A 4,764-nucleotide genomic window follows, 5' to 3' on the forward strand; every position below is an offset into this window, starting at 1 on the left:
AAAACACGACTGCATAGCACGATTGGTTATGTGTCACCCTTTGAGTTTGAAAAGCGGTATTATGATAATTTGACCCTGTCGGGTATTGCTGCCTGACTCAAGTAAATCACTCTCCGATAAAGTCGGGGCGGTTCAACGGAAATTCATACGTTTTTTTATTGTTTATCTGTTAGTGATAATGGCTGTTATTATATCTATTCTTAATATGGATTAGGGTCTCTATATATATTTGTTTAAACTTGCCCAAATAACATTACGCCATGTATTAATGAAGGGCCTAAGAATACCATAAATAATCCCGCTAAAATCATTGTTAAACTAGCTATAACGCCCTCGTCCTCATTGCGCTGACTTGCCCGGGCTGTACCAAAACCGTGTGATGCATTACCAAATGCGATTCCATTTGCAAGATGTGAGCGAATACGAAAAAAAGTCAAAATCATATCTCCTAAAATCATTCCCACCATCCCTGTAATCAAAGTAAACAATGAAACTAAAGAGGAAGATCCGTGAATTTTTTCAGATAAGTCTAACGCAAATGGTGTCGATATTGAACGGGCCATCAAGCTATAGGTCAAGGTCTTATCAAAATGAAACAAACCAGCGAATATATATATGCTTAAGACCCCCACCACCATCCCGACAGTTATGGAAGCGGTCAAAGCCAAAGCTTGTTGACGTATTAAACGACGATACTCATAAATAGGTATAGCAAACGCAACCGTTGCGGGGGCAAGTAACTGCACAATCCAAGCTGTATCCTTCCAATAAGTATCATAAGAGATATTAAAAATAATCATTAATGAAAGCGTTACTACTGGAACCGTGATAGCAGGGTTTAGCCAAGATTTTCGATAGCGCACATAGACTACTCTAGCCATATAATAGGCAGCTAATGTCCAAATGAGACAAAGGATTGACCAAGTATTCACCGCAAATCCTCACGCATTATTATCATTTTTTAGGTTTAATTGGGCTTTATGAATCTGATGTCGATACAATCTACGTTGCAAACGGTGCACCATAATAAAAGTTAATGCTGAGCTTAACATCACCATCGCGGTACTTAAGATAATTGTCAGCATTAATTGCCAGCCCTTACTGATAAATAGCGCCTTGTATTGAAGTATTGACATCATAAGTGGGATAAACATTAATACTAATTCACCCAAAACAAATTTTGCCCCCAGTCTGACCCAGTTAACCTTGATAGCACCACTCATTAATAAGATCAGCATTAAAAATACTCCTAAGACGCCTGAGGATACGGGTAGATGCAATAACTCAACCAATATCGCAGCACAATACCAGACAGCTGCGATAATAGCGCATTGCATAAGGACATGAAGCCATGATTGGCGACAGAACTGTTGAAGTCTAAGTTTTTTTTCAGCTACAAAGGATAGGGATAAGCGAATATTAGGATTACGCATAATAGTTGTTGTTTGTTAATTAGAGACCACTTATTATAAGAACACTATAGTCATAAATTATGAATTATATTTTTATTTTTATTCCTAATTCCTATAATAAATTTCGTTCTCATTCCTAACTGTGGTTTATTATTTATGATAACTTTGAAACAATTACGCTGCTTTGTGACAGTTGTAAAAACAGGTGGGTTTCTTCAAGCCAGTATTCAACTCAATTTAACCCAACCCACCGTTACCAAATCCATCAGTAACCTTGAAGAATATTTAGGCGTAGCTCTGTTTGATAAGCCGTTGACTCATAGAAAAAAGCGGCTAGTTAATTTAACGGAAATTGGCGAACACCTCTATATTCAAGCAGTGGATATCTTACAAAAGGCAGATAATCTTGAACAAACAGTAGTAGATTATCAGCAATTAATAGGTGGTAAGTTGCGTCTGGGGATTTCACCGTTAGGCAGTGAAATACTAAGCAAAGCTATTTTTAACTTTTACCAAATGCATCCTAGTATAGAAACCTCACTTATCGAAGATGGTGCTGAGTCACTTAAGCAGGCCCTTCTAGAGGGGCAACTTGATGTGGCAACATTGATGAAGCCGATTGACGATGATTTTGACTACTCGTCGATATGTTGCTATCCAGTGGTGGTCGTAGCAAATAAAAACCGTATGGGTAAGCGAAAAACCAAGGTAACACTTAAGTCACTATCAAATGCACCCCTAATTTTATTTACCTCCAATTCATCATTTACTCCAATGATTATAGAAAACTGTCAATCACTAGGTTTTGAACCTAATATTATTTGCCAAACCAATCAGTGGCACTTGCTTCTTGACATGGTAAAACAGGATATGGGTGTGACTCTTTTGCCTCAATATTATACTCAAAAGTTGGATTTAACAGGATTAGTCTGCTTGCCACTAACCCAACCTCAGTTAAAATGGGAGCTTGTCATGGCTTGGCGTCGTCATCGCTTGCTTACACCAAGTATGCGAGCTTGGCTTGATAACATAAGAAAAAATATATAACCAGGCCTTGATAATGAACCGCCCCGACTATGTCGGAGTCTGGTTTACTTGAGTCAGGCAGCAATACCTGACAGGATTAAATTATCATAATACCGCTTTTCAAACTCAAAGGGTGACACATATCCAATCGTGCTATGCAAACGGGTTTTATTAAACCAGTCCACCCACTCAAGGGTTGCCAGTTCAACATCGTTCACACCAGTCCAGTTTTGCTTTAAATAATGAATCACCTCAGACTTATAAAGCCCATTGACCGTTTCAGCCAATCTGCTTCATCTTTAAAGGTTTCTACAACCACAGAGAAAATATCGTCCCAAACCTCATCATTTGTCAAAAATGGATAATCCTTCAGTAGCTTATTACTTTTAGCACCTTTATTTTGTAGCATGCTGCGAATGATTCTATCGGCATAGCTGTTGGGCATCTCAATAATCTCTTTTATCGCCAGTCGTGCATGGTCATGTTGTCTTAGGTACTGCGACTCGTTATGCATCTCTTTTTCAATAACATGAGCAATCAATCCTGATAAGTACTGAACGTGAGGCGTTAAGTCCATAAAGCGCCACCCCGGTTGAATAAGGTGGCTGTCTTCAAAATTTAAGTTTGAGCGAATACCATCAGGGTAAGTAACCGCCTGTTTATCAAAGCTGTAATGATCACGGATTTGCTCCATAAGTGGCACGGATAAACGGTCTAAAATTTTATCATACGCATGACGGTCTGAGGGATGCTCAGCGATGGCTTGCGATATAGGTAGGATAATCGGCTCATGAATGACCTGGTCGCGTCTGAGTACATCGTTAATTAAGAAGCGATGTACGCGGCCATTGCCATCAGCCAGCGGATGAATATACACAAAAGCAAAGGAAGCAACCGCACTACGTATCAGTGCCGATTGTCCCTCGGTCTTTTCCATAAATGCCAGTAACCCTTTGAGCTTTTCAGCAATGTCATCAGCAGGTGGCGCGATATAGTGCACAATCTCTTTAAAGCCATTGACCTGAGTATGCGACACAAAAACTGGTGATTGACGGATGCCGTACTGCTGAATAATAGTTTTACTACCCAATATCTCTTGTTGCAACTCTGCTAGCGACTCAGGATCAAGCGGAATATCGCCCTTGCCGGTACGCCGTGCCATTACATCGGCGAAACGTTCAATACGTTTTAACTCTTTGCCTTCACCTTCTATAGTAAAACTGGCTTTACTCTCTCGTAATGTCATCCATACGGAGGCACGCATCAGTAAGTCTTGCCCAAATTCATCGTTCAGCTTGTCAACCATTGTGGCAATATCGAGTGCAGCGGCTTGCGTAAACAACTCTGTTTTCACCAGCATCGGATAGAAATGACGGGTTCCTGCTAGATTGTCATTGATACGCCAACGAGCGTTCTTGATGACATGCACAGGGCTTGAAGTAACCTGCTTCTTAGCATCTAAAGCGTCCACATAATTACCGCCTAAATTACTCGGTACTGCTAACTGCTGACCCATGAGCCATTCATACAAGAAAGCCATTCTACGGGCATAGCTGCCTGTGGGCTCAGCGTTTACCCATGCTTGTACGTCATTAGCCCCTATCTGCTCAAACAGACGAGTCAGTAACTCCAAATTCAGTACTTCATGACGCATGTGAAACTGTAAGTGGGCAATGATAGTGTCCAGTGGCCGCGCAGTTTCCTGATAAGCGTTATGGATGACATCACCGTCTTTATAGGTTTGCCTGCGCCCACCGATACTACTGCTGACATATAAAGGCGAAACCAGCTCGATGCTTGCATGACGGATAAGCCATGCTGCGCCAATAGGGTCTGAGGTAGGGGTGTTCATCATGAGTGGCTCAAGCGATTATAGATAAGCCATTTTGCAGAAAAGCGATTATGAATGCAACATAATGGTTATTATTAAGCCTTACTGCATGAGATCGATTTTTATATGACGCTGTGATACCTTTAAATAAAGATTAAATGATATATTGAGTGGACATAGTGGATCGAAATTGGATGGGATAAATACACCGTTCTTAACATAGCTATGTAGTAATAGAGCACCTATTTCTGTAAATAACGTCTTCTTTCCTCGCTTGCAAAGCCTTATATATCAACTTTTTACAAATAAAAATAAAGTATTAGATATTCCTAATCAAATGGCCGCCTATTTTTAAATTGGTAAGTTCACTTATTACTATAGTGCAGTGATAGGGTGCTTAGAGTAGGGACGCTGCTTTATAAATAGTTAGATGGCTATTATCAAAACGTGTTGACTAATGAAGGTTGAGTAACGGGGGCAGTATTTGATCAGTTA

Annotated in this window: 4 protein-coding genes and 1 pseudogene; 1 reads left to right on the forward strand and 4 read right to left on the reverse strand. The window is 40.2% G+C overall.

Translation table 11 applies throughout. The features are described from left to right. Positions 1 to 233: 233 nt before the first annotated feature. Positions 234 to 932: an LrgB family protein gene (locus ACP69U_RS13615; protein WP_426138813.1), complete on the reverse strand. Its 699-nt coding sequence runs from the start codon at positions 930 to 932 to the stop codon at positions 234 to 236. 9 nt (positions 933 to 941) lie between these two features. After that, positions 942 to 1,433, reverse strand: coding sequence for a CidA/LrgA family protein (locus tag ACP69U_RS13620; protein ID WP_426138814.1), 492 nt, complete (start codon positions 1,431 to 1,433; stop codon positions 942 to 944). Between the two features lie 135 nt (positions 1,434 to 1,568). Here ACP69U_RS13620 and ACP69U_RS13625 point away from each other — a divergent pair, with 135 nt between their 5' ends. Further along, on the forward strand, positions 1,569 to 2,459 hold the full coding sequence (locus ACP69U_RS13625) for a LysR family transcriptional regulator (RefSeq protein ID WP_058025956.1): 891 nt from the start codon (positions 1,569 to 1,571) through the stop codon (positions 2,457 to 2,459). Between the two features lie 53 nt (positions 2,460 to 2,512). Here the strand turns inward: ACP69U_RS13625 and ACP69U_RS13630 are convergent. Together ACP69U_RS13630 and ACP69U_RS13635 are read right to left on the reverse strand one after the other, a co-directional pair. Then, positions 2,513 to 2,725: pseudogene (locus ACP69U_RS13630) on the reverse strand (IS3 family transposase); the annotation flags it as partial. Further along, the gene (locus ACP69U_RS13635) at positions 2,686 to 4,293 is read right to left on the reverse strand and encodes a Fic family protein (protein ID WP_426138815.1); all 1,608 of its coding nucleotides are present in this window, start codon (positions 4,291 to 4,293) and stop codon (positions 2,686 to 2,688) included. The gene ACP69U_RS13635 and the pseudogene ACP69U_RS13630, both read right to left, overlap by 40 nt. Between the last annotated feature and the right edge of the window lie 471 nt (positions 4,294 to 4,764).

This window comes from Psychrobacter sp. TWR1-1-1 (assembly GCF_049895865.1).
GTDB lineage: Bacteria > Pseudomonadota > Gammaproteobacteria > Pseudomonadales > Moraxellaceae > Psychrobacter > Psychrobacter immobilis_A.

Coding starts and splice junctions, on each gene's coding strand:
- ACP69U_RS13635 (WP_426138815.1), bottom strand. CDS start 4,293: ATGATGAACACCCCTACCTCAGACCCTATTGGCGCAGCATGGCTTATC.
- ACP69U_RS13620 (WP_426138814.1), bottom strand. CDS start 1,433: ATGCGTAATCCTAATATTCGCTTATCCCTATCCTTTGTAGCTGAAAAA.
- ACP69U_RS13625 (WP_058025956.1), top strand. CDS start 1,569: ATGATAACTTTGAAACAATTACGCTGCTTTGTGACAGTTGTAAAAACA.